Annotated in this window: 21 protein-coding genes and 1 pseudogene; 12 read left to right on the top strand and 10 right to left on the bottom strand. The window is 61.0% G+C overall.

Going from position 1 to position 24,109, the window contains the following annotated elements; genetic code table 11:
• On the top strand, positions 1–873 hold the full coding sequence (locus V1279_RS23730) for an HpcH/HpaI aldolase/citrate lyase family protein (RefSeq protein ID WP_334440750.1): 873 nt from the start codon (positions 1–3) through the stop codon (positions 871–873).
• A 66-nt stretch (positions 874–939) separates the two neighbouring features.
• A complete protein-coding gene (locus V1279_RS23725) occupies positions 940–2,172 on the top strand; it encodes an acetyl-CoA C-acetyltransferase (RefSeq protein WP_334440748.1) in 1,233 nt (410 codons plus the stop codon).
• Positions 2,173–2,186: 14 nt separating this feature from the next.
• Here the strand turns inward: V1279_RS23725 and V1279_RS23720 are convergent, their stop codons facing one another.
• The 3 genes from V1279_RS23720 to V1279_RS23710 are packed head-to-tail and all read right to left on the bottom strand — an operon-like array spanning position 2,187 to position 6,002.
• Complete coding sequence (locus V1279_RS23720; RefSeq protein WP_442894808.1) at positions 2,187–3,779, bottom strand: ATP-binding protein; 1,593 nt, start codon at positions 3,777–3,779, stop codon at positions 2,187–2,189.
• Positions 3,776–4,480, bottom strand: a complete 705-nt coding sequence (locus V1279_RS23715; RefSeq protein WP_334440745.1) for a response regulator transcription factor — start codon at positions 4,478–4,480, stop codon at positions 3,776–3,778. Before V1279_RS23715 ends, V1279_RS23720 begins: the two co-directional genes overlap by 4 nt.
• A 34-nt stretch (positions 4,481–4,514) precedes the next feature.
• Positions 4,515–6,002, bottom strand: coding sequence for a DUF4153 domain-containing protein (locus V1279_RS23710; protein WP_334440742.1), 1,488 nt, complete (start codon positions 6,000–6,002; stop codon positions 4,515–4,517).
• Between the two features lie 293 nt (positions 6,003–6,295).
• Here V1279_RS23710 and V1279_RS23705 point away from each other — a divergent pair, with 293 nt between their 5' ends.
• The gene (locus V1279_RS23705; RefSeq protein WP_334446551.1) at positions 6,296–7,597 is read left to right on the top strand and encodes a glycoside hydrolase family 3 N-terminal domain-containing protein; all 1,302 of its coding nucleotides are present in this window, start codon (positions 6,296–6,298) and stop codon (positions 7,595–7,597) included.
• On the opposite strand, the gene V1279_RS23700 is transcribed toward V1279_RS23705, so the two are convergent.
• The 3 genes from V1279_RS23700 to V1279_RS23690 all read right to left on the bottom strand — a co-directional run bounded on the left by V1279_RS23700 (position 7,489) and on the right by V1279_RS23690 (position 10,024).
• Positions 7,489–8,772, bottom strand: coding sequence for an OpgC domain-containing protein (locus V1279_RS23700; protein ID WP_334440739.1), 1,284 nt, complete (start codon positions 8,770–8,772; stop codon positions 7,489–7,491). The two genes, V1279_RS23705 and V1279_RS23700, sit on opposite strands and share 109 nt — an antisense overlap.
• Before the next feature lie 165 nt (positions 8,773–8,937).
• Entirely contained in the window at positions 8,938–9,213 is a 276-nt protein-coding gene (locus V1279_RS23695) for a hypothetical protein (RefSeq protein WP_334440737.1), read from the bottom strand.
• A gap of 172 nt (positions 9,214–9,385) precedes the next feature.
• Entirely contained in the window at positions 9,386–10,024 is a 639-nt protein-coding gene (locus V1279_RS23690; protein ID WP_334440736.1) for a S24 family peptidase, read from the bottom strand.
• A 129-nt stretch (positions 10,025–10,153) separates the two neighbouring features.
• Between V1279_RS23690 and V1279_RS23685 the strand changes: the two genes are divergently transcribed.
• Positions 10,154–10,855 (top strand): GcrA family cell cycle regulator, encoded by a 702-nt coding sequence (locus V1279_RS23685; RefSeq protein WP_334440734.1) that lies wholly within the window; start codon positions 10,154–10,156, stop codon positions 10,853–10,855.
• 63 nt (positions 10,856–10,918) lie between these two features.
• Positions 10,919–11,494 carry a DUF6456 domain-containing protein gene (locus tag V1279_RS23680; protein ID WP_334440730.1) on the top strand — a complete coding sequence of 192 codons (576 nt, stop codon included), beginning with the start codon at positions 10,919–10,921 and terminating at the stop codon, positions 11,492–11,494.
• Here V1279_RS23680 and bamA read toward each other — a convergent pair.
• Complete coding sequence (gene bamA / locus V1279_RS23675; RefSeq protein ID WP_334440727.1) at positions 11,475–13,820, bottom strand: outer membrane protein assembly factor BamA; 2,346 nt, start codon at positions 13,818–13,820, stop codon at positions 11,475–11,477. The two genes, V1279_RS23680 and bamA, sit on opposite strands and share 20 nt — an antisense overlap.
• Positions 13,821–14,056: 236 nt before the next feature.
• On the opposite strand from bamA, the gene V1279_RS23670 reads away from it, so the two are divergent.
• Positions 14,057–15,109 carry a hypothetical protein gene (locus V1279_RS23670; RefSeq protein WP_442894807.1) on the top strand — a complete coding sequence of 351 codons (1,053 nt, stop codon included), beginning with the start codon at positions 14,057–14,059 and terminating at the stop codon, positions 15,107–15,109.
• A gap of 21 nt (positions 15,110–15,130) precedes the next feature.
• On the opposite strand, the gene V1279_RS23665 is transcribed toward V1279_RS23670, so the two are convergent.
• On the bottom strand, positions 15,131–16,687 hold the full coding sequence (locus tag V1279_RS23665; RefSeq protein ID WP_334440724.1) for a winged helix-turn-helix domain-containing tetratricopeptide repeat protein: 1,557 nt from the start codon (positions 16,685–16,687) through the stop codon (positions 15,131–15,133).
• A 143-nt stretch (positions 16,688–16,830) separates the two neighbouring features.
• On the opposite strand from V1279_RS23665, the pseudogene mddA reads away from it, so the two are divergent.
• From mddA to V1279_RS23650, 3 genes and pseudogenes are all read left to right on the top strand, one after another.
• Positions 16,831–17,629, top strand: a pseudogene (gene mddA / locus V1279_RS23660) (methanethiol S-methyltransferase).
• 14 nt (positions 17,630–17,643) lie between these two features.
• Positions 17,644–18,066 (top strand): GFA family protein, encoded by a 423-nt coding sequence (locus V1279_RS23655; RefSeq protein WP_334446547.1) that lies wholly within the window; start codon positions 17,644–17,646, stop codon positions 18,064–18,066.
• Between the two features lie 313 nt (positions 18,067–18,379).
• Positions 18,380–19,642 (top strand): CaiB/BaiF CoA transferase family protein, encoded by a 1,263-nt coding sequence (locus tag V1279_RS23650; protein ID WP_334440721.1) that lies wholly within the window; start codon positions 18,380–18,382, stop codon positions 19,640–19,642.
• A gap of 8 nt (positions 19,643–19,650) precedes the next feature.
• On the opposite strand, the gene V1279_RS23645 is transcribed toward V1279_RS23650, so the two are convergent.
• On the bottom strand, positions 19,651–20,757 hold the full coding sequence (locus V1279_RS23645) for a Fic family protein (protein WP_334440719.1): 1,107 nt from the start codon (positions 20,755–20,757) through the stop codon (positions 19,651–19,653).
• Between the two features lie 722 nt (positions 20,758–21,479).
• Between V1279_RS23645 and V1279_RS23640 the strand changes: the two genes are divergently transcribed.
• The 3 genes from V1279_RS23640 to V1279_RS23630 all read left to right on the top strand — a co-directional run bounded on the left by V1279_RS23640 (position 21,480) and on the right by V1279_RS23630 (position 23,796).
• Positions 21,480–22,613: an alpha-hydroxy acid oxidase gene (locus tag V1279_RS23640; protein ID WP_334440717.1), complete on the top strand. Its 1,134-nt coding sequence runs from the start codon at positions 21,480–21,482 to the stop codon at positions 22,611–22,613.
• Positions 22,614–22,775: 162 nt separating this feature from the next.
• Positions 22,776–22,982 carry a hypothetical protein gene (locus V1279_RS23635; protein WP_334440714.1) on the top strand — a complete coding sequence of 69 codons (207 nt, stop codon included), beginning with the start codon at positions 22,776–22,778 and terminating at the stop codon, positions 22,980–22,982.
• A gap of 460 nt (positions 22,983–23,442) precedes the next feature.
• Positions 23,443–23,796: a phasin gene (locus tag V1279_RS23630; RefSeq protein ID WP_334358789.1), complete on the top strand. Its 354-nt coding sequence runs from the start codon at positions 23,443–23,445 to the stop codon at positions 23,794–23,796.
• Positions 23,797–23,805: 9 nt separating this feature from the next.
• Here the strand turns inward: V1279_RS23630 and V1279_RS23625 are convergent, their stop codons facing one another.
• Positions 23,806–24,027 (bottom strand): hypothetical protein, encoded by a 222-nt coding sequence (locus tag V1279_RS23625; RefSeq protein WP_442894908.1) that lies wholly within the window; start codon positions 24,025–24,027, stop codon positions 23,806–23,808.
• Between the last annotated feature and the right edge of the window lie 82 nt (positions 24,028–24,109).

Here is a 24,109-nt window from a genome sequence, read left to right as displayed (position 1 = left end):
ATGCGATCGTTCCTGTTCGTTCCCGGCGACAGCCAGCGCAAGTTCGAAAACGCCAAGAAGACCGCGGCTGATGCGCTGATCCTCGATCTCGAGGATTCGATTGCGCCGGACGAGAAAGTCGGCGCGCGGCGTACGGTGCGCGAGATGCTCGACGCCCGCAATCCGAGCCAGAAAATGTATGTCCGCGTCAATGCGCTTGACACAGACATGACGCTTGGCGACCTCGCGGCCGTCATGCCGGGCCGGCCTGACGGCATCGTGCTGCCGAAATGCGCTGGAGCTACCGACGTCAACCGCATCTCGCTCTATCTCGATGCTTTCGAGGCTGCTGCCGGGATTGAACGGGGATCGACGAGGATCGTCACCGTGGCGACGGAGACGGCGAGGGCAGTCCTGAAGCTGCTCGACTTCGAGAACATGAGCCCGCGGCTATGGGGCATGATGTGGGGCGCCGAAGATCTCGCGGCGTCGCTCGGCGCGTCGCGAAACCGAACCGGCGGTCGGTTCCACGGGCCGTTCCTGCTGGCGCGCGATCTCTGCCTGATCAGCGCGGCGGCGGCCGGCGTCGTCGCCATCGACACTATTGCGACCGATATCAACGACCTCGACGCGCTCAAGGAAGAGTCTATCGCTGCCCGTCAGGATGGTTTCCTTGCCAAGGCGGTGATCCACCCCAAGCATGTAGACGTCGTCAATGCAGCCTTCATGCCGACGGATGAGGAAATCGCCTGGTCGGAGAAGGTCGTGAAGGCGTTCAACGACAATCCAACTTCAGGTGTGGTGAAGATCGACGGCAAGATGATCGACAAGCCGCATCTGCGCGCCGCGGAGAAGATTCTGGCGCTGCGCTCATCTGGGCTTCGAATTCGTTGACCAGATTGACTTTGCGGCTTGGTCAGCGGCAAATGCAGCAAAAGCAACAAGTTCAAGGAAAATGCCATGGTTGACGCGCTGATCATCGATGCATGCAGAACGCCGCGGGGCATCGGCAAGGCCGGCAAGGGCGCCTTGTCAGGCATCCATCCGCAGCATCTCGGCGCCACGGTATTGCGTGCGCTGGCCGATCGCACCGGCATCAATACCGCTGACGTCGACGACATCATCTGGGGTACCAGCTCGCAACGCGGCCAGCAGAGCGGTGATCTCGGGCGGATGTCGGCGCTCGATGCCGGCTATGACGTGCGCGCCAGCGCGGTGACGCTGGACCGGTTCTGCGGATCCGGCATTACCAGCGTCAACATGGCGGCGAGCTCGATCATGTCGGGCTCGGAAGACCTCGTGATCGCCGGCGGCACCGAGATGATGTCGATGGAAGGCCGTCGCGGCGAGGGGCCGTTCATGATGGACAACGGCAATCTTCGTCTGCGCGCCCGGCATCCGCAATCGCATCAGGGCGTCTGCGCTGACGCGGTGGCGACGCTTGAAGGCATCACGCGGCAGGACGTCGATGAATTCGGCCTCGAAAGCCAGAAGCGGGCGGCGGCTGCCATCAAGGGCGGACATTTCGACAAGAGCCTCGTGCCGGTCTACCGCGAAGACGGCAGCCTCGCGCTCGACCGCGAGGAGTACCCGCGGCCGCAGACCACGCTCGAAGGGTTGGCTGGCTTGAAGCCGGCGTTTCCTGCGATCGCGGATTATACGCTCGACGACAGGGGGACGACCTATCGCAAGCTCATCCTCGACAAATATCCCGACCTCGACATCAACTTTGTGCATCACGCCGGTAATTCTTCCGGCGTCGTCGACGGTTCAGCGGCCATCCTGCTGGCGTCGCCGAGTTACGCAAAGGCCCATGGCCTGAAGCCGCGTGCCCGCGTCGTCGCGATGGCGAATATGGGGGACTCGCCAACCCTGATGCTGAACGCGCCGGTGCCGGCCGCCCGCAAGGTGCTGGCCAAGGCGGGCCTCACGCTCGAAGACATCGATTTGTTTGAGATCAACGAGGCGTTCGCGGTCGTCGCCGAAAAGTTCATCAGGGATCTCAAGCTCGATCGTGAGAAGGTCAACGTCAATGGCGGCTCGATCGCGCTCGGCCATCCCATCGGAGCGACCGGATCGATCCTGATCGGCACCGTGCTCGATGAGCTGGAACGGCGCGATCTCAAGCGGGGGCTGGTAACGATGTGCGCCGCCGGCGGCATGGCGCCGGCGATCATTATCGATCGGGTCTGAGGCGACTGCTCAATCTAGGCAGCCGGGAACAAGAGCTCAAACGCAACGCCCTGATCGGACGGCAGTAGCCGGATCGATCCGGCGTGGCTGGTCATAACGGCCTGGACGATGGCCAGCCCCATTCCCGTGCCGCCTGTATCGCGGCGTGTGGTGAAGAAGGCATCGAAGATCTTTTCCCGATTTGCTTCGGATATCGGATCGCCATCATTACTGACCGTCATCCTGACGGATCCATCTTCCTCGGTCGCTTCGAGCCGCACAGTCTTCGCGTTGTGACGGATGGCGTTGTCGGTCAGATGCGACAACACGATCAGCGCTTTTTCGCTGGACATCCCGATTGGGCGCTCGAGGCTTCCGGTTGCCTCGATTGCTCGTGTCGGGAATCGGCTCTTCAACCCTCCGACCACCTGTGACAATTCGGATTGCTCGTTCTGCGGCGCGGCCTCGGCGCGCGCCAGTTCACGCAGCCGCTGGGTCATGGCTTCCAGGCGCCCGGTGTCGCCCAGAATGTTCGATATGAAATTCTTCTGTTCCATCCGCGTAAGATTGTCGGATTTGCTTTGCAGCGAATCCAGCAGCAATTCAACGGCGCCCTTGATCGATGTCAGCGGCGACTTCAATTCATGTGTGAGGTGCGCCGAAAAGGTCGCGATGTAATCCGACCGCCGCGCCAATTGCTCGGCCATGTCGAGGAAGCTGTGCGATAACTGGGCGAACTCGCGCGTGCCGTAATGGGCGAGCGGCCGAAATGCGTCGCGATCGCCGCGGCCGATGCGCGCGGCGCGATCGACCAGCTCGCGCATTGGGCGGGTGATGGTTCGGGAGAAGATCAGACCGATGGCGATCGTCGCCATAACGACCGTAAGTCCTGCCAGAATGAACTTGCGGCGCTCCTGATAGAAATGGTCGAAGATGTTGCTCGGCGTTCTCGACGTATAGATGACACCCGCCACGTGGTTGTTGACGATGATGGGCATCGCCGAAAATACGTGCACGCCGACGCCGCGGCTGATCGAGTAGATCGGAGGCGGGGGCTTGTCGGGCTTGCGAATTCGCAGGGCTGCCCGGTATTGTCCCCGTAGCGCTGTGGCCACTTCCTCGATATGGGCGAGCGATTGGCCGACCTCGTCACGGCCGGCGATAACGATGCCGCGGGGATCGAGGATCCGGAAGCCGGCCAGCGTGACTTTCTGCGTTTCCAGGATGATCGGCATCAGCCGCGTGCCGATCTCGACATAGGGCGGCGACGCAGGCGCGCTTGCCGGAAGGGCATTTGGCCGCCGCCGGAGCAGATCGGCGCCGGCGGCAAGATCGAGGGCGGGTCGGATCGGCGTTAGCTGGTCTTCCCGGTCAGGGCGTGCGTCGGTCGGAATTTCAGCGCCGAGCGCTATGCCGTCAGCGAGTCGGGCTTCCACCTCGCGCGCATAGACCGCCGCCAGCACACGGCTTTGGGCGATCAGTTCGGCCTGGGTTTGATGGATGAGCTGGTTGTCGTAGAGGCGGAAGAAGAACAATCCGACCAAGGGCAGCGTCGCCACCGAGGCGAGCATGGCGAAGATGACCAGTCCCAATGACGGTCGCCATTTCTCGCGTGCGCGCGCTATCATGCCAGCGGCTCGCATCGCCCGAGCTTGAAGCCGACGCCGTGAATGGTTTCGATGACATTGTCGCAGTTCACGGCGGACAGCTTGGCGCGGATATTGCGAATGTGGCTGTCGATGGTGCGGTCCGACACCTGAATGTTGAGCTGATAGGCGGCGCTCATGATCTGCTCGCGGCTGAACACGAGCGTCGGCCGTGTCAGAAATGCCCTGAGGATTCCGAACTCGATGGCCGTCAGCCGCAGCGGGGTGCCCGCAAACTCGGCAATGTGCTGTTCGGGGTCGACGGACAGCCGGCCTTGCGATAGCGCGGCTATGGACGCCTTTGCATCCTGCCCGCGCGACGCCATGCGACGGAGGATGACGTTCACCCTGGCTACGAGTTCGCGCGGGCTGAACGGCTTGGTGACATAATCGTCACCGCCGATTTCCAGGCCCAGTACGCGATCGATCTCGTCGTCGCGGGCGGAGAGAAAAAGGATCGGAACGTCCGAGGACTTTCTGATTTCCCGGCAGACATCCAGGCCGTCGAATTCCGGCATGCCGATATCCAGAATCATCAGATCCGGCCTGTCGGCGGCAAAGCGGGTCAATGCTTCCTTGCCGTCGCGCGCCTCGAAGACAGTCATTCCGGCCTTCTTCAGTGCAACACGGATGACCTCGCGTATGTGCAGGTCGTCGTCAACGATGAGAATGCGGTGCGTCAAACGTCTCTCCTGGCGCCATTGGCCTGCGGTCGAACTAGCCTGTTGTCGTACTCTTCGGTTGGGCGCCCAGGGCGCGCTGGAGGCGCCAGCTTCGAAAGCTCCAGGAGCGCCAAGCCGTCGCTTTCACTTGCTGTTCTACAAGGCAACCACGGCGGGAAACAAGGGTGGGATCGAACCCGCGAAGGGCAATAGCCCGGTCGATAGCCGGCAATGCTTGCGGTCCGAGGGAAAACAGATAGTTCATGTCGATCCACACTCCCTTGCCTACGGCTTCGCGGCTGTGGCTGACATTGTAGTCGGCGATGATGGCGGCAAAATTGATCAGCGAGCAGGCGTAGAGCGTTGCCGTCAGGGTGATGAGGTTGGCGCGGATCAGCCAGTCATTCGAGCGGTTAAGAACGATGCGGGCGACGATGAGCACGAGCCCCAACTCGACCAGAACCATCCAGATGAAAGCCGCGACGCGCCACCAGGTCAGCAGGTAGATTTGAACATAGAGATCGAGGCGCAGGATCGATGACATCACCAGCAGGACATTTTGCGCCACCCACAGATAAACCAGCGGCCGGATCCCCCTCGATTGCTCGGCCGGGCCACCTGGCCTCATGGCGACCAGAACGAAACCCGCCGCCAACAGCGCCGTGACGATGAGGGGATAGGCGCCTCGATGCGCATATGAGGCGTAACTGATATCGGCGGGCAAGGTCGCGTTGCCCCAGAGATAGGCCACGTCAAGAACGGTTTGAACGGCGAACAGCAAATTGAACAGGATCAGCGAACGCAGGATCGTCGCAACACCGAAGAAGTCGTGTTGGCCCGATGGTATTCCCTGCGCCAATGCTGCCGCTTCGGCCATGCCTGCCGGCATCTTCCGCGTGCCGCTCCACCGGACGTGGATAAAAGGCCATACGATCGACAGCGCCACAGTCCAAAACAGTACGCGTCCGAGACTCACGTAAGAGGCCGTGTTACCCAGGTTCAGCAGGCTGATCCACTTCTCGAGCAATGGATTGGCCGATACCAGCAAAAACACGAAGATGCCGCCGAGAACGATGGGAATGAACCACACGGCAAACCCGGTCTTCAGTGCTGGTAGATTGAACGCACCGATGGCATCGCGGAAAAATCGGAACGGGCCGACCAGATAAAGATCGCATAACGCCGCGGCTCGCTCGCCGAGACCATGCCGATCGCGATTGGTCGTCAGCAGCAGGCCTACGCCGAGAGCTAACACCATGAACGTCAGAGACGCGACGTTGAATTCCTCGATGGCGGGGAAGAGGGCGACCAGCAGGAGAGCGCCTGCCGGCAGCACCTGCTTTCGGTTCAAAGTTGCGAGGTTGGTGAGCAGCGAGCCGCTGGCTACGGCGACCGCAAAGATGGCCGCCGATATTCCAATGCCTTGTCCGTAGAACAGCCAGTCGGCCAGTGTAGCCAGCGCGAGAACAATGGCTGCCTTGACGGGAAAGGTGCCTTCCCGAACGAAACTGGCATTGGAGGCCGGCGTGGTGAAATCGGCCATTATTGCGCTACCTGTCTGGAGGAGAGATTTGCAAACCAGCGCCGGTGCGGGGCGCTCGCATAGCCACCACCCGTCATTAGCCAGTCTTGTGGGAATAGGCATTCGATGATCGCCCCAGTTTGCAGGACGAACTATCTGACGCCGGTGTGCAGTTGCTTGGAGCGCCGTCTGCAAGAGTTCAGGATTTTTATGCAGTTTCCGTGCAGGCGTTGTTATGCGCTCGCGTCGGCGAGACGAGTTTGATACGGGCAATGGTCTCGTTCGACCTCCTCGCGCAAACCCCGTACATTTTCATGCAAATTCTCAAACGTATTGGCCTCGTCCTGATCTGGTTCGCCGGAGCCGTCTTCATTTTCGCTGCAGCCAACAAGAACGATCCCTATCTGATTTCGCTGCGCGGGCCGGGAAATATTGTTCTGGCGGCAGCGAGCATCATCGCGGTGGTGGTCCTCATCCGTCGCGGCTATTGGTGGCGAGGTATCGCCGGACGGTTGCTCATTCTGCTATGGTGCCTGCCATCGCTGTCGATGCTCGGAGCGCATGCTTCGTTTGAATGGCGCAAGCGGAGCGTCTTGCAGATCGACGCCACACCGGCGCGAAGCCTTGGGCGACATTTTGTTGTTGGATACTCGTCATTTTCAGAGGTGTCGGCTCTCGCCGAGAAGGGCCTGATCTCCGGCATCTACATCACCAAGCACAATGTCGTGGGATCGTCGGCGGCGCGTCTGACGGAAGAGATTGCGGCGCTGCAGGGAAGGCGGCGCGCTGCTAGCCTGCCGCCGCTGATCGTTGCGGCCGACCAGGAAGGCGGCATCGTATCGCATCTGGCGCCGCCCCTGACCAAGCTGCCGGCGCTATCGACGCTTGCGAGCCTGGCGCCGGATGTTCGCGCGGAGAAGGCGGAGGCGTTCGGGCGTATTCACGGGCAGGAGCTTGCGGCGCTCGGCGTCAACCTGAACCTTGCGCCGGTGCTGGATTTACGCCCCGAACTGAAGCGCAACCGGCTCGACTTCAACACGCTGATCGGCCAACGCGCGATTTCCGATGATCCGGCTGTCGTCGCCGATATCGCGCGGGCTTACGTCAACGGCCTGGAAGCGTCAGGCGTCGGCGCGACGGTGAAGCATTTTCCAGGGCTCGGACGCGTACGAACCGATACCCATCACTTCAGCGCCGATTTGGATACGCCCCTGGACGAACTCGAAGCGTCGGACTGGATTCCCTTCAGGAAGGTGCTGGCTGGCTCAAAAGCGCAACTGATGATCGGGCATGTGACGCTGACCTCGGTTGATCCGGACCGTGCGGCGTCGCATTCCAAACGGGTCGTCGACGGCATCGTTCGCAAGAAATGGAATTATCAAGGCGTCGTCATGACCGATGATCTCGTGATGGGAGCGATCTACCAACGCGATGTCTGTACGGCAGTGGTCGAGGCGCTCAATGCCGGTGTCGATCTGCTGCTGGTCGCCTTCGACGGGGCGCAGTTCTATCGCATCTTCACCTGCGCCGTGGCGGCATCGGTCGAGGGAAGGCTCGACGCAGCCATGCTGGGCGCGAGTGAGGCGCGGTTGAAAGGGGCATTCCCCGCAGATTGAGGGGCGGGTGCAGGTAACCCCGTCATTGCCTCCGTCTGGAATGCCGGCTTGTGATCTTGCCGTTTGGACCACGACACGTAGTAGGCCACGCCCGTCATGATCAAAATCCCGGCAAAGCTGACCAGGACATGCATGGCGAGCGAATCCGGGCCCGTGATCAGGACAAGGTGTCCGGCAAACGAAAGAAATACCCCAACACAAAAGACCGACAGCCATTCCTGGCCACATTTGATGACCGGCTGCAACGTCTGCCATCGGAAACCGGACCAGTCTCGCGGCACCACATAGGCAAACAGAAAAGCCAGCGCGAGAAAGTGAAGTACCCTGTGAGGGGCGAGGTTTTCCGTGTCGTTGGGAAGAAAGGCATCGCGCAGGAGATCCGGGACGATGCCGGCCTGGGGAAATTTCCCTGCCACCGTCACCACCAGAGCAAAGAGCAGATACAGCCACGCCGCGGCCCGCAGAACCGGGACCTTCTGAAGCGTACCTATAGCCCGCATTTGATCGGCGCCACTCAACGCAAGCCAGGCGCCAAGCACAAACAGGAGCTGCCAGCAGAACGGGTTGAGATACCACCGTCCATCCGGAAACGAGGCCAGATTCCAGTCGAACTGACAGGCCGCAAAGTAGAGACCGATCGACCCCGCCATGGTGACGTTCGGCCGGCGGACCATGCCGAACAGAACGAGCGGGAAGACCGCCATCAATACGATGAACAGTTGCAGCACATCGAGGTTGAGCGGCTTGGCCTGCAGCAGCAGTCCGTGAATCAGGGTCCGGATCGTATGGTCGACGATTCCCGTGACGTTGAAATCACCAATGAGTTCGGATGCACGCGACTTGCGCGCGACATATCCGATCAGATCGATATAGATCACGAATAGGACGATATAGGCGGCGTAAAGCTGCCACAGCCGCTTGAAGATACGGGTTGCCGTCACGACGAACCCGCGCTCCAGCATCATCCTTCCATAGAGGATTGCGGCCGTATAGCCGCCTATGAACACGAACACGTCGGTGGCGCCGCTGAACCCGAAATTGCGCATGGTCAGCAGGCTGACCGCATTGTGCGGGACATGATCCAGAAAGAGGAACCAAGCCGCGAGACCAAGCAGGAGACAGAGTCGGAGATCGCCGTCGCGCGCAGCGAGCTCAGCCTTCATTGACGGATACATTTGCAGATTAAGAACTTTGCAGTCGGAGGAATCGAATCGCAACATAACGCGACCGTCCGCTCAGCCGGAATAGACTTTGCGTGAAGAATAATTAAGCAAGTTGTCGGCGATTAAAGCCCGCCCAACAATCACAATGTTTTGAGGGAATAGAGTGACCGAACGCGATCACGCTCTCTCGTGCTTGCGAAGATCGCGGATATGGTCGAAACAGTTGGCTTGCAGATCGGCGCCCGTCGCACCGATCTCGGGCAGGGCGGCCTCGCTGAGAATCTCGGCGGTGATATCCTCGACCGAGCAATCCGCGATTTCATGGATGAAGCTGATATTCCTGTATTCACCCGACGCGACCCGGGAGATGACCTCGCGCCTTGTGATTTCCGGGTCGACGATGGCCTCGCGACCGCGACGGCCGTAGTCGATCATCACGACGAAATATTGCATGCTGGCGATCTGACCTCATCCCGTGCGTCGGTATCGACGATGTCAGTATTTCTGAAAAACGGAAATTGGTCAAGTAAAAATTCGGAAAAACAGAAGTGTCGGCCGCGAGGGGACGGCAAGGCAGTCGCGGACATCGATAGAATCAGCCGATTCGGAAATCGCAACGGTGATCCTATTTGTCCGGCGTGCGGCCGCCCGCAGTCCTTGTCGCCTTGCGAACCCGGGCTGCCGCCTTGTTACGCAATCGTTCGATCTGGCCCCTGGGCAGGGTGACGCAGATCTCCCCGATCCATTCCAGCTTTACGCCGGTGATCGGCTTGGCATTGAAACTCGTGAGGTTGACCGAGGTCTGAGATTTTCCCCTCTCGATCGTCTTCAGATAACGCTCACCGGTCTTCAGGCGGACTGCAGCTTCCTCGCCATAGAAGCTCGACAGCGGATGGCGCTGCTCGCGATAGACCACAATAATATCGCCATTCTCGTACTTCGGCAGCATGGAATCGCCGGAGACCTCGAAGGCGATGGTCTCTTCGGCGATCGGGAAGGGCAGTTCGACCTCGCCGAGGCCTTCCGGCGGCACCTGCTCATGCTCAGGCTCGATCGAGGCGCCAGCGCCGACGCGGCCCATGATCGGCACCGAGTTCAGTTCGAGATAGTCGATGATCGGCGCGATTTCGGACGCCTTGATCAGGCGTATTCCGGACAGGATCTCGGAAACCGCGCCGGGGCGAACGCCCATTGCCGTCGCCAATCCACCCTTGGTCTTGCCCGGCTTCTCCAGGCCCCGTTCGATCAACCTGATGTCCAGCATGGTCAGACCTTTCCGAATTTCGGAAACGATAGCAGTTCCGATTATCCGAAATCAAGCTTGACTTTCATTTCGGAATATCAGAAATTGATTGCCGGCGTCGGGCGGCGTTGACAAGAGCAAGGACAACAAATGGAACTGTCGAACTGGGCGCCCGAGCACTCGGACGCGCTGCGGGACTTTATTGCCAAAGGCATGACCTTTTCGGAGGCTACGCGAGCGATCAATTCACGATTCAATACTTCCTACTCTCGCAGTGCTGCGCTCGGGCGCGCCCGGCGCCTGGGGCTGGGACCGGACGATCGCCAGCAACCATCGATGCCCACCAAGCCTGCCGAGCTGCATGAGATCGCTGAACCCCGTCCCAGCGATTTCAGGACGCTTGCGCTTCCCTGGCCGACGCCGGTGTTCAAAGCGATCAAGCCGGTCAAGCTGCGCTGCGTGCCGCTTGAACCGCGACATCTCTCCCTGATCGACTTGGAGCGCGGCGACTGCCGCTATCCCTACGGCGGCGATGAAGAGGGCGAGGCCATCACCTTCTGCGGTCATCCGCGCCGTCCGGGCTCGAGTTATTGCACGCCGCATTTTCATCTGAGCCGCGATCTGATCGTGCCCGCAGAACGCGCGGTGAGCGAGCACCGTTTCACTGCGCGTGGTGGCGGCATGAAGAGCGCCGCTGTTACATGCGTGGCCGACAGGCTGAAACCGCTACCGCGCCGCCATCGCATCGCTCATCTGCGTGCGCTGATCGGACTTCAGCCGGTGGGCTGCGGCCGTCGGGACGAATTGTCGGAATTGCTGCGCGACGAGATATCGGACGCATCAATCGAATAGGGCCTGCAACCGAATAGAGCTGCCGGTCGCGACCGAATTCCACTGCTTCAAGGAGCCCCTCAGATGCCGAGAGCCAAACGCCGAAAGCCGCACAATCCCGCCAAGGCGCATGACCGAAGGTCCCGCGACTTGTTACGCAAGGCCGAAGTTGCAACCGTCGAGGTCGATAATCCCCTGGCGTTGGAGCCGGGTGATAAGATCGTGGCCCTGCGTTCTATCCGCAACGATCCGCTCGCTCGCCTGCATTCCCACCGCCAGATCGACGAGGCGCAGTATCAGGCCGGACGTGCGTTCCAGAGCGACTGGGAGAAGGCCGAGCGCGGACCGCGCGCGGTCGACCCGACCCGGGAATATGTCGATGGCGGGCAGAGCCGCGAACCGATCACCGAGGGCCAGCGCAAGGCCGTGCTGCGGTTGAACCGGGCCGAACGCGAGCTTGGCGCGGATGGCTCGGCGCTGGTGCATGATGTCCTGGTCCAGGGTCTGACCATGGAGCAGATCGGCCAGCGAAGGGGCCTGTGTACCAAACGCTGGAGCGACTATTTTTCAAGACGATTCCGCGAATGCCTCGACCGGCTGGCGCTGCTGTATGGGTTCGCGACGGAGCATCCCGTTCCCGTCAAAAGCCTCCCGCGCTGAATCGCAGAGGCTGCACCACGTCATAGGCAGCCTTGGTCAGCGGAACGGCGTAGTCGACGGTCAATGCGCCGAACGGCGAGGCCCAGGTCAGGCCTGCGCCGATCGACGAGCGAACGACATTCTTGTTGGCGACCTGAAGCGATGCCGTCGATCCGCTGTAGCGGAATACGCTGCCGGCATCGACGAAGGCCGTGGCCCTGAGCCCGTATTCGTTGGGTACGCCGGGGATCGCGCTCTGCAGTTCGGCGGTCGTTGCCCAATAGGCGCTGCCGCCGACATTATCCATCGTGGTGCCCGGCGTCAGGTCGCGTGGGCCGAATCCGTTGGGGGCAAATCCACGCACCATGGTCGGGCCGCCGAAGAAATTGTTCATCAGCGGCACCTGCTGGCCACCCCAACCGGTGACGTAGCCGCCCTGGGCGCGAACCATGCCAACCAGGTCGCTACTGAGCGATTTGTAGTAGCGGACGTCTTCCGTGGTCTTCAGAAACTTTACGTCGCCGCCAAGTCCCGCCAGATCCTGGCTGAGCTGCGACCTGATTCCGCTGGTCGGGCTCTTTGTGTTGTCCAGTGTGCTGTAGGTTGTCGTACTGCCGGGGGCGGAGACCCAGGTCGGACCGGCGGCCGCCGCCTGCCGGACGGCGAGCGAGGGCGTCAGGCCCGAAGCGTTCGGCGAAAGCGTGATGTTTTGATTGTAGATCGAGTAACGCCACTGCACGCCGAGTTGCTCGTTGATCGGCGTACCGAGCTGCAGTCTCGCGCCATAGGTCGTGCTGCCATAGGATTGGTAGCTATTGGCGTCGTTCTGGCGGCCGAAAAGCTCGATGCCGGCCGCGACCTTGGTGCCGAGAAAATAGGGTTCGGACGCGGCCAGATTGATGCCACGCGCATATTGGCCGTAAGTGAAGGCGGCCTGGACGTTCTTGCCCGTGCCATAGAAATTGCGCTCGCCCACCTTGACCTCGACGAGCGCGCCGTCGGTGGTCGAGTAACCCCCGGCGACGTTGAAATCGCCGGTCGCCTGGTCAACTGCCTCGACATCGAGGATAACATGATCCGGCGCCGAGCCCGGCCTGTTCGATATCTTCACCGTCTTGAAGTAGTTCAAATTCTTCAAACGTCGTTCGGCCCGGTCTATCAGCGTCTTGTTGTAGGGATCGCCTTCCGCGATGTCGAATTCGCGCCGGATCACGTAATCGCGGGTGCGCGTATTGCCATGGATCTCGATCCGCTCGACATAGGTGCGAGGCCCTTGATCGATCACGAAGGCGACGTCGATGCGTTGCGCGGCGGCATCGCGCGTGAGGTGAGGGGTCGCTTGGGCAAAGGGATAGCCGAGCTTTGCCATTTCGATGGCCAGAAGCTCGGTGGTCTTGTCGAGGGCGTTGCCGTCGAACACGGCGCCCGGGTGGGCGGTAGGGACGGCACGAAGCTTGTCGCAATCCATGCCCGGAACGTTGCAGGCGACGCTGACTTCCCGGAAGTGATAGAGCGGGCCCTCATCGATTGCGAAGCTGAGCGTAAAACCCTTCGCCGCCGGATCATACTCGGTCTTTGCCGATGAGACGCTGACATCGGCATAACCCTTGCTGCGGTAGTAAAGGCGCAGCTGTTCCTGGTCTTGCGCGACGCGGTCGGGATCGTAGACGTTACCGCCGGTTAGAAAACTCAGCATATGGGTGGCGGAGGTCTTGATCACGGCGCTGAGCTGCCGTTTGCCGAAGGCCTTGTTGCCGGTGAAGTCGATCTGCCGCACCGGGGTTTTTGCTCCCTCCGTTATGGCGTAGATGAGATCGACCCGGCCATTGCCGCGGTCGATGATTTGCGGATCGACCTTGACCTCGGTGCGGCCGACACGGCGATACGACTCGATGATGCGGCCGACGTCAGCCTGCACGGCGGCGCGTTGCAGCGAGCCGCGCGGTTTGGATTCGACGGTAGCGGCAAGGTCGGTGTCCTTGACCTTCTTGTTGCCTTCGAATGCGACGCGGTCGAGCACGGGCGCTTCGGACAGATGCACTACAAGTCGCTCGCCGGCGCGTTCGATCGAAACCTTATCGAACAGGCCCGTTGCGATCAGCGCTTTCAACGCCGCGTCACGCGCGGCGTCGTCGAAATGCCCGTCGGGCGCTGCGTGGAAGTAGGAGCGTACGGTCTCGGCATCGACGCGGCGATTCCCTTCGACGATAACCGATCCCGGTGATGGCGGTGCGGATTGAGCGACGGCAGACGCCGCGAAAATCAAGCCGAGGGCGCCGGCTAGCCGGCAAGCAGCTAGCCCCGATCGGGACGATCGGTTGCGCAGCGTGATGCGTCTGATCCTCACGTCCCGCCGGACTCCTGTTGATCGGTTAAGATCGAATTGCCCGCGCGGGGCAAAAAAATGTCTGGGATAAGGTGAGTTGCGGGCGAGGCTCTCGTGATGCGCCACAATTTGGACGTCTTCTCGTAATGCGAACTTTCTCAGAATTGTCGCAATGCGCGCTTCATGCTTCGCCATCGAGAGAGCCCAGGACGTTCGCGCACTGACCGCGCATGCGTCTGCGCTCGCAGGAGCATCACATGCGTTATGCAGCTTTCGTCGCCGCCGCGTTCATGCTGATTCAGCCGGCGCACGCAGAGAAGACGCCGGAGGTCGATCCGCGCGCTTCGCTCGGCGTGGTCCAGCAATGGATCTATAACTACCGGGCCAAGCCGGACTATGCCCATATCCCGGCAGCCGTGCGCGTACTGTTTCATTCGCAGACGTTCAAGGAACCTGAGAACGCCGGAATCTATCTCGGCTTTATCGCCGGTGCGATCGGCTCGAACCCGGCCAAGGCCGAGCAGCTCATTGCCAGTTTCTTTCCCGTCCGACCGGAAGACGAATGGGTGATCGTCCGTGCCATCGCCTATTCGGGGCTGCCCGACTGGAGAAACGTTCTGCGCCGGGTTGCGCCACGAATGCCGGGCCGGCGGGTCATGATCGACAGCTACCTGGCGGGCAAGCTGCCGACCTTGACCGACATCCCACTGGAGGAGGTGAAGCCCGGCGTGATGGACAAGCTGCGCGGAGCATTCACCAAGAATCCCTTTGCCAAGGACGAGCGCAAGTTAAACACGACGCTCACATTCGCGAGCAACCAGGATTTGCTGGATACGCTGTGGGGCTACTATTTTGCGACCGGCTCGCATGCACCCATCCAGCGCATCATCCAGATGCTGCCGTGGAGCAAGAGCCGCGACACGATCGACAAACTGACGGTCGGAAGCATGGCGCGCTACACGCTGGCAAGCTACGCGATCCGCGACGCCGGTTTGCGCAACTATCTCCGCAACGAACTTGCAAGGCAACCGGCGGCGGTCAAGGCGCCGCTCGCCGAAGTGGTCGAGGCAGCGGACACGGTGCAGATCGCAGCCCTGCGCAAGGATGCGCTCGCTGCCGTGGATGAACTCAAGACCAAGGGCTCCGATAGCCGCCGCGACCTCAGCTTCTGGGGTCAGGTCGGCGTCGGCGCGGTCGCGGTCGGTTGTGTCTCTGCGGCTGCGCTGGGGCAGGTCGCGGTCGGCATTCCCTGTGTGATCGGCGGTTCGGCCTCGCAGGGATTGCTGTCGTTCTGGGAAAAGCAGCAGTAATCCAGAACCAGTCGCCGCAGTTCATTCCAGCCCGGCGCGGCGAAAGCCTTCGAGGTAATGCTCGCGATCGGCGTCGAGCTTCCAGGGCAACTGCGTCGCGATCCAGGCAAGCGAAATATTGGGCTGGGTCCGGCGCAGCTCCTGAAGCGCGGTCCGGGCGAGTTCGATCTGGCCGGTCATGCCGGCCGCGACCGTCAGCACCCGATAGGCGCCGGTGAGGTCGCCGCGCTGACGCGTCGCCTCGCGCGCCAGAGCGATCGCTTGGTGATAGTTCCGTCCGACAAACTGGGCGTAGGCCGCAACGCCGTAATAGATCGCGGAAGAAGGATCGCGCGGGCTCTGGCGGATGGCGCGTTGCGTCGCCGCATAGGCATCCGTCCACCGGCCGGTATAGGACAGCGCCAGGGCATAGTACCCCTGCGCCAGCGAGAAATTCGGGTTGAGCTGGAGCGCCAGTTCGAACTCGGCCAGCGAATGGTCGAGCCGGCGCGTGGAGAAATACACGCTGCCCAGCGCCGTATGCGCCCAAGCATCCTCGCTATCGGCGGCAATGGCTGCCAATGCCGCTTGCTCGGCGGCGGGCGCCGCAGTTGCAAGGTCAGTCCAGCCCAGATGCACGCCGAACATATGGTTGGTCGCGAACAGGGCCAACGCCTGGCCGTAGCCCGGATCGATCGCAATCGCGCGTTCCAGCAACGCCTGCGCGGCGAGGCTGTCAGGCCGCGTCACCCGCCAGTGATGCGACAGCGCCCGCATCACCAGGTCCCACGCGTCCACGCTATTGGGCGGCTTGCGCCGGCTGCGAAAGTTCTCAGCCGCGTAAATCTGCGGTTCGATCGCCGCGACGATGGCGTCGGTGATCTCGTCCTGTACGGCGAATACGTCGATCAGCTCGCGGTCGTAATGCTCCGCCCAGATGTGGCTGCCGGTCGCGGTGTCATTGAGCTGCGCTGTGATGCGGACGCGATCGCCGCTCCTTCTAACACTGCCTTCGACCACGTAGCGCACGCCGAGCTCGGCGGCGACCTGCCTCATGTGCACCGCCTTGCCTTTGTAGGTAAACGACGAGTTGCGCGCGATCACGAAGAACCAGCGCAATTTCGACAGCGCAGTGATGATGTCCTCGCTGATCCCGTCGGAAAAATACTCCTGCTCGCGGTCGCCGCTCATATTGTCGAACGGCAGTACGGCTATTGCCGGCTGGCTGGGCAGCGCTAACACCGAACGAGGTTGTTCTGCTTCTACCGGCGACGCGGCCTGTGCATCGCATGGCCCATTCACGACTCCGACGAAGCGGATCCCCTTACGGGGAATGGTGCGAATGAGCCGCTGTTCCTTGCCGTTGTCGCCGATCGCGTTTCGAGCGGCGTTGATCCGGCTGTCCAGCGTCGAGTCCGAGACGATCCGTCCTCTCCACACCAGCGCAATGAGATCATCCCGGCTGACCACGCGATCGCGGTGTTTCAACAGGTGAACCAGCAAGTCGAATACTTGCGGCTGCATCGCCACCAGTTCGCCGCCATGGCGCAGCTCGCGACGATCGGTGTCCAGGATGTAATAATCGAAGTTGAATTTCACGTGCGCTACCGCACCTTTCTCAAGAAACAATCAAGTCCGCCTCATGAAGAGATCAAGCGTTAGGCAAAGTCCTGGCGCCATCCTCCGTGCATCCTGCCAAAACCGGGAGTTGCAAGCCCATTTCCCGTAGCGGAGTCGATTTCATGACGGAAACCCAAGCCATCGGCCCGGCCATGCCGGGCAATCGAATACTAAGATTCACTGCATTTCTGTTCGGCGGTGTGGCCTATCTCACATTTCTGTTTCACGATTCTGTACGCCATCGGGTTCGTATCGGGGCTCGCCGTGCCGAAGGCGATCGATACCGGCGCGAGTTCGGGGATATTCGAGGCAATCGTCGTCAATCTCGCTCTGATGTCGTTATTTGCCATTCAACATAGCGTCATGGCGCGTAGATCGTTCAAACACTGGTGGACGCAGTTTATTCCGAAGTCTGTCGAGCGCAGCACCTATGTGCTGTGCGCAAGCCTGACGCTTCTGTTGCTGTTCTGGCAATGGCGTCCGATGCCGGCCGTCATCTGGAACGTGCAGGAGCCCGAAATGGCCGTGGTGATCGTCACACTGTCGTTCATTGGTTGGGTGATCGTGTTCACGAGCACCTTCCTGATCAATCATTTCGAACTGTTCGGACTACATCAGGTCGCCAACAATCTCGTAGGCCGCGAGATGCCGGCGCCCGTCTTCCGGACGCCGTTCTTCTACCGTTTTGTCCGGCACCCGATCTATCTCGGTTTCATCATCGCGTTCTGGGCGACCCCGACCATGAGCGCCGGGCATCTGCTGTTCGCGGCGGTGACCACGGCCTACATCTTCGTCGGTATCATGCTCGAAGAGCGCGATCTCGTAGGCATGTTCGGCGACGAATATCGCCGTTACCGGGAGCGCGTTTCCATGCTATTCCCCTGGCGCAGGCCGACCTGGTTACTTCTCAATTATCTGTAAGGAGACAGAAAATGATGAAGCATACTGGAAGCTGTTTTTGCGGCGCAGTGGAGGTCCAGGTCACGGGTCCGCCGGAAGGAATGGGTTATTGCCATTGCAGTTCCTGCCGTTCGTGGTCCGGCGGACCGGTGAACGCGTTTAGCCTGTGGAGGCCGGAAGCGGTACGGATCACGGCGGGGGCGCAACACGTCGCGACGTTCGAGAAGACTCCGATGAGCCAGCGCAAGTATTGCGCGGAGTGCGGCGGCCACCTGATGACCAATCATCCGACGCTCGGGCTGGTTGATGTCTTCGCCGCAACCCTTCCGACGCTCCCTTTCACGCCCGGCGTGCATGTCAATTACGCGGATACGGTGCTGCCGATGCGGGATGGCTTGCCCAAGCTAAAGGATTTTCCCGCCGAGCTTGGCGGCTCCGGTGAGGTGATCGCCGAGTAGGAAAGACGGGTCGCAACGGCGCGGCGTTGTTCGCGGCGCCCGCTCATCGATGAGGCGCCGCTCGGCTCCCGGATCAGACCGGGGGCGGGCGGCGCTCTTTTTGGGGTACCGTAACCGTCGGGCCGGGCCTGCAGCATGGATGGAAGAGCAATTCCCCATGGCCGCGTGCCGTCTTCAAGAGCTATGTCAGCGGCAGGTCCCGCCCTGCAAAATCGGGGTTTGGCCTTACCCGTCTGGTTCCGGTAAGAAAGCCTTGAAGTCGCGGCGAAAGCTTTCGTTTCGCCAGGCAGAATAACAAGAGGAAATGCCGGGGATGACTGCCAGACCGCAATTGCCGGAGCGAACGCCGCGCGTAACGGGCGAACCGACTGCGCTGGATGGTCTGCTGGTCGTCGATTTCACCCGGGTCGTTGCCGGCCCGGCCTGCACGCAAACGCTGGCCGATTTCGGCGCCGAAGTGATCAAGATCGAAAACCCCGACGGGGGCGACGATACCCGCCATTACGAACATGCGGAAATCGGTGGCGAGAGCGCGGCCTTCCTCAGCCTCAATCGCAACAAGCGCAGCATCGCGCTCGATTTCAACAATCCTGCGGCGCTCGAAGTCGCCCGCGAATTGATCGCGAAAGCGGATGTTGTCGTTGAGAATTTCTCCGGCGGGGTGATGAAGAAGTTCGGGCTCGACTATGCTTCCGTTGCGCCGACCAATCCGAAGCTGATCTATTGTTCGATCTCGGCCTATGGCCGCAATGGGGAGTTCGCTTTGCGTCCGGGCTTCGATCCGATCACGCAGGCCGAAAGCGGCTTCATGTCGCTGAACGGGTTTCCGGATGGAGAGCCGGTGCGGACCGGTCCGCCGATCGTCGACATGGCGACGGGCATGTCGGCATGCAACGCGATCCTCTTGGCGCTGATCGCCCGCGACCGGCTCGGCCGCGGCCAGCAGGTCGAGGTCGCGCTGATCGACACCGCCGTGACGATGACCGGTTTCTACGGCATGGCCTATCTGGTCAGCGGCGCGAATCCTGGCCGCTTCGGAAATTCGCCGAACGGCTCGCCCACCGTCGGCGTCTATCAGGCATCCGATGGACCGCTTTACATGGCCTGCGCCAACGACCGCCTGTACCGCCGGCTCGTGGTGGACGTGCTCGATCGGCCGGACCTCGTCACCGATCCCGAGTTCGCCCACAGGAAAAACCGAACCGCCAACAAGGAAAAGTTGCGCGCCATCATCGCCGGTATCTTTGCCAGCGACAGCCTTGAGCACTGGATGGCGAAGATGAAGAAGGCCAACATACCGGTCGGCTATCTGCGCACCGTAGAGGAAGGTTTCAACGCGCCGGAAGTGCGCGACCGCCATCGTCTCAGCCGGATTCCGCATCCAACCGCAGGCGCCGTCCCCAATATCGAAACGCCGCTGCAGATGAGCTTGACGCCAACCGTCGATCCCGTGGCGGCGCCGCTGCTCGGCGAACATACCAGGGAAGTGCTCCGAAAGACCCTCGGCTACGATGAGCGACGTATCGCAGCTCTGGCGGAGGCGGGGGCTTTCGGGAAGGCGGGCAATACTGCCTGAGCAGGCATTCAAGCGGAGACGAGGGAGTAGCTCGTGCTTCTGCCACCGCCTTCGTCCTTGGCGAGGATGCCCTGGTCAACGAGATTCTGAATGTCGCGCAAGGCCGTATCGGGCGAGCACCTCTCGATTGTTGCCCATTTGCTCGATGTCAGTTTTCCCTCGAAGCCGTCCAGCAGACGATTGAGCATATCGCGCTGCCGGTCATTGAACCTGGCGGCGGCATGCCGCTTCCAGAATTCCGTCTTTTCGAGCACGGCTGCGAGAATGGTGTTAGCTCCACTAAAGGCGCGGTCGAGACAGTCCAAGAACCACTCAAGCCACGACGTGACGTTGAGGTCGCCCTTCTGGGTGCCCTCCAGCATGTCGTAGTAAGTTTTCCGTTCCGCACGTATTTGGGCGGACATGCTATAGAAGCGTTGCGGGATTCCTTCGGAACGGGCGAGCGACATGTCGGCGATGGCGCGCGCAATCCGTCCGTTGCCATCCTCGAAGGGGTGGATGGTCACGAACCAAAGATGCGCGATCGCGGCCTTGATGATCGGATCGATGTTTTCCTCCGTGTTGTACCAATTGAGAAACGCGGTCATTTCGGCGTCAAGCTTTTCCGCCGTCGGTGCCTCGTAATGCACGCGTTCGCGTCCGTAATCGCCGGAGACGACCTGCATCGGTCCTGCCGACGCGTCGCGCCAGGCTCCCACGGTGATCTTCTTCATGTTGCTGTGGCTCGTCGGGAAGAGCGACGCATGCCAGCCAAAGAGTCTCTCCGCCGTAAGCTCGGCTTTGAATTTCTGAGTGGCGTCGAGCATCATCTCGACAATGCCTTCGACGTTGCGATCTGCGGAGGGCAAAGCACCAGCGTCCATGCCAAGGCGACGCGCGAGCGATGAGCGCACCGCGTTCTTGTCGAGCTTTTCTCCCTCGATGTCGCTGGACTTGAGGACTTCTTCGGTCAGGCTGGTCAGGACAGCTTCTTCCTGCTGGGGGAAGCCCAGTCCCTGCATCCGGCCAATAAACTGCCCCTGCCGCAGCCGAACTGCGGCAAGCTGCTTTGCCAGGGTGTTCGAATCCCAGGAAAAGTGAGGCCAATCAGGTAGTTGGTGGACATAATTCGGCATTATCCGCATCCTTTGCGGAGAATATGCCAGTTATTTGCCGCATCCGCAAGGCTATTATCCGCAAATTATGCGGAGAATGGAGCGACCATTCTCCGCATCGGGCCCAAAATCCTAGCATCGGACGATGGATTGAGCCCGGGGTTAGCGAGAGCGGTCTGCTCGCCAGTTCGCCCTGAGGGCCACGTAACCCAACGTCGGTGGGAGGGATCGTCCGTTCGTTGTTTTCGATGAAAGGACCATCGGCTCAGGCGAGACGGGTGTAAGGGTGGAGCGGGCCGTCCGTTCGCACGCAATCATAATCGTTTCGTCGAATGAGTATAACCCGCGCGCATTCGGGCAGTCAGTTGATCCCACGAACGCTCGAACGAGGTTCTTCGATTCGCTCGCCTACTGGCGTTCGGTCTTATGCGCAGCGCAATCGAAGCAGGCCAGACGATTTGATCCAGTTTGATCATTCCGTTCACTTCTACTGAGGTGTTTCCCGCGCCGACATCTTCTGCCATGGCATGCTGGATGCGCAGATCGCGATTCATCGCGTGCTGGCCGTGATGGCGGCGTTTCTGGTTGCTTCCCAGGTTTCGCGGGCGGAATCTTCCACCCCACCCGATGCACCTCGCAAGCGAATAACATCCTTGCGTTTGCGCGACGCCTAACCCGTTTCAAAGCGGTAGCTTTTCCCATTTATCTGCGGCTAATGTGCCGCCAAACGGGAGAGAAACAGCATGAATGAGGGGACCCCCCTACGGCCGACGCGGAATGTCGAACTCGGCGCCAGCGGTGAAGAATTCCAGAATCTCCATGAATTCATCCGAAAAGCCCGCTCCCGGCTCAACCAGAACGCATGGGACTATATCGTCGGCGCCTCGGAGACGGAGACCACCATGCGCCGTAACCGCATGGCGCTCGACGAGATTGCATTCCGGCCGCGGGTGCTGCGGAACGTCGCTCAGGTCGACGGGTCGACCGAGGTCTTCGGCCGCCGCCTGCGGTTGCCTGTTATGATTGCGCCGGTCGGCGCGCTCGAGATTTTCGATCCCAATTCAGGCGCCGCCGTCGCACGCGGCGCGGGGCAGTTTGGCGCCGCTCACATGTTGAGTTCGGTGTCCGAACCGGGGCTTGAGGCCACCGCCAAGGCCGCGCCCGCCGCGTTGCGCATTTTCCAGCTCTATGTCCGCGGCGATGACGCCTTTGTCGAAGACGTTGTCAGTCGCACGATCGATAACGGCTATGCCGCGTTCTGCCTGACCGTCGACACGGCGCATTACAGCCGGCGAGAACGCGATATCGCCAAGCGGTATGTCCGCGAAAGCCGCATCCGGGCCACCGGCGGCGACTTCCAGAAGGGGCTGGAATGGCGCACGGTGAAGCTGATCAAGGACAAGTATAAAATTCCGCTGGTGATCAAGGGTATTGCGACTGCGGAAGACGCAGCCATCGCGCTCGATCATGGCGTGGATTGGATCTATGTGTCGAACCACGGCGGCCGCCAGCTCGACCACGGACGAGGGTCAATGCACGTCTTGCCGGAAATCGTCGACGCCGTTGCCGGCCGCGCCAAGATCATGGTTGACGGTTCGTTCTGCCGCGGCACCGACATCGTGAAGGCGATCGCTTCCGGCGCCGATCTGGTCGGCATCGGCCGCCTGCAATGCTGGGCACTCGCGGCCGCGGGCGAAGCCGGCATCGCGCGGATGCTGGAGCTGCTGGAAGATGAGGTTATCCGCTGTCTCGGGCTGCTTGGCGTTACCAGCTTTGCCGAACTCGACAAGTCTTACCTGCATGCGGCGACCGCGACGAATCTGCCGAGCGTGTTCAGCGCCTTTCCACTGCTGGAAATCGAACCCTATCGCTATTGAGAAGGGCGGCCTCGCGGGGTCTTTCGCCTGAAGCCAGCCCTGTCATTTCAGGAGTGGTCGCTCGTCAGGGGAACTCAGCGGACATCTCCGCATTGTCAGGTGCGCCGAGGACGGCGCCGCCAAACACGAGTCTGATCTCCATGGTCCAGTAGTCTCAAGCGAATGGCAGAAAATCCTTTCGCTCAATTCAGCCTCGAGAAGGCAATCGATCTTCGCTGGACGTTGCGGGATATCCAGGCTCGCCGGCTGAAAATGTCTCCAGTCAGCGACGAAGATTTGAGGACATTGACAGGCCTCGGCCTGGTCGAAGTGCGCGACGAAGGGCTCGTGCTGACGCCGGCCGGAACGGCCGTGCTGAACGGGTCGTAGTCAGCGCGCCTTCAAGAAGCTCTCGCCCGAGTCGCAAGGCGTGCAGCGGTAGGTCAACACGTCGTAATTCTGGTCGCGCGGCTCGATCATCGCCAGCCGCATCTGTGCGCCGCATTTCATGCAAGCCATTTCTATGCTGGTTTGAAATCGCGTGCAGGTCGGCGTCGGTCGAAAAGTTTGCAGCATTTTATCCCCATGTCCCGAGAGAGACTTAAAACCAGAGACGCAACGCCACCGACAATCGATCCCTAACCCGAATCACTATGCCACACTGTTGCCACCATTGGAATCGGGCGTCGCACCGTATGGCTACGGGTCGCGAGGAAAGGAAATCATTCCTTGAGATGGCGCCGGCCCCGGGTCCCCGCCGCCAAATCCATGCCCGTGCGTCGGTCCATTACGGCGCAGACGCAGCCGGGAATTGTGCTAACCTGCCAAGGTCGACATTGGAGAAGCGACCATGACTGAACCGAAACTCGAAGTCCCGGCCGAGCTGCGCGATCTGGCCGAGAAAACCATCGATCAGGCAGAAAAGGCGTTCGGCATGTTCTTCGATGCCGCCGGAAAGTCCATGACGTCGATGCCCGGTGCGGGTACGGAAATTTCCAAACAGGCGCTATCGTTTACCGAGCAGAATATGAAGGCTGCGTTCGAGCATGCCCGAAAGCTGGTCCATGCGACCGACCTTCAGGAAGCGATGCGGATCCAGTCTGAATTCCTGCGCAGCCAGTTCACCAACGCCGGTGAACATATGCGCCAGATTACCGGCGGCGTCATATCGGCCGCGAAAGATTCGACGAAAGGCAAGTTCTGAGACTGCGTGCTAGCGGCGGCGTCCGATCGCGACACCGAATAGAAAGGCGATGCACAAGCTGGCGAGCGGCGCTTCGCGCGTAATCGCACTGATGGTTGAGAGCGGCATTCCCGGTTGCCGTGCCGCCGTGATCGCGTCGCTGAGACGCCCGACCGCAGCCTGCAGCGCGGCTGACACTTCCGTGAGCGTGCGCGATACATCGGTCGCCGTGTCGATGGCGCGTTCTGCCATGCCGGGCTGCGATGGCTCTGGGGTTTCGATGTTCACGTTCCACAACTCACTTGGTCGCTCGGCATTTGCCGGGCAACGGCTA

This window comes from Bradyrhizobium sp. AZCC 1610, from assembly GCF_036924515.1.
Lineage (GTDB): Bacteria > Pseudomonadota > Alphaproteobacteria > Rhizobiales > Xanthobacteraceae > Bradyrhizobium.
Note: the sequence above shows the minus strand (reverse complement) of the source record. Positions and strands in the feature narration are given on the sequence as shown.